The following is a 735-nucleotide window of genomic DNA, read 5'->3' as shown; positions in this document are numbered from 1 at the left end:
TGCCTGGTACTGGCACTTTGTGGACGTGGTGTGGCTGTTCCTGTTTATCACGGTGTACTGGTTGTAAGAGACGCTGCACGCGTCACGCGACAGGCAACACAAAAAAGCCGCGCCCCGAGAGGGACGCGGCTTTTTTTGTGGCTGGTGTTTGATGCCAGATGCATGACGGAAAAAAGCAGAGAGGAAGGGGGTGTTCTGTGGGAGCTTGCCCACACACAGTAAGGGGTCAGGAGTAGGTCTGATTAGGCGTAGCCGTAATCAGACATTCAGCGTGAATGGGGCCTGCCGCCGAATTCTTCGCCCGCAGGCTGGCTCCCACAACTGAGCAAGGGAGCCAGCCCAGCCTTGTCAGGCGTTAGGCGTTCGGCATCAGGCGTTGCGTAATCCACTGGCCAATATCCCGAATCTGTTCCAGGCAGACCATGTGCTCCATGGGGTAGCTGCGGTATTGCGGGGTATAGCCCAGTTCAGTCAGGGTGGCTGCGGCCCGTTGGCCCAGCTGTTCCGGTACCATCGGGTCCATGCTGCCATGGCAAATCATTACTGGCAGGGCGGCATTGGCCTCGCTGGGTGTGACGGGCATGGCCATGTAGGTGGAGAGAGCAAGCAGGCCGGCCAGAGGCTTGGGCTGACGCAGGGCGGCCTGGTAGGCAACGGCACCACCTTGTGAGAAACCCGCAATAATGATGCGTTCGCTGGGAATGCCGCGGGCGATTTCCCTCTCGATGAGTGCAT

2 protein-coding genes are annotated in these 735 nt (G+C 59.2%); one reads left to right on the top strand and one right to left on the bottom strand.

All coding sequences use genetic code 11. The features are described from left to right. The first annotated feature begins 19 nt into the window (after positions 1-19). The gene (locus A3754_RS28810; RefSeq protein ID WP_369817570.1) at positions 20-67 is read left to right on the top strand and encodes a hypothetical protein; all 48 of its coding nucleotides are present in this window, start codon (positions 20-22) and stop codon (positions 65-67) included. Positions 68-355: 288 nt separating this feature from the next. Here A3754_RS28810 and A3754_RS03470 read toward each other — a convergent pair. Beyond that, the coding region (locus tag A3754_RS03470; protein WP_197468424.1) for an alpha/beta hydrolase at positions 356-735 on the bottom strand (380 nt) is incomplete at its 5' end.

Source organism: Alcanivorax sp. HI0083 (assembly GCF_001635175.1).
This window is presented reverse-complemented; position numbering and strand designations above follow the sequence as displayed.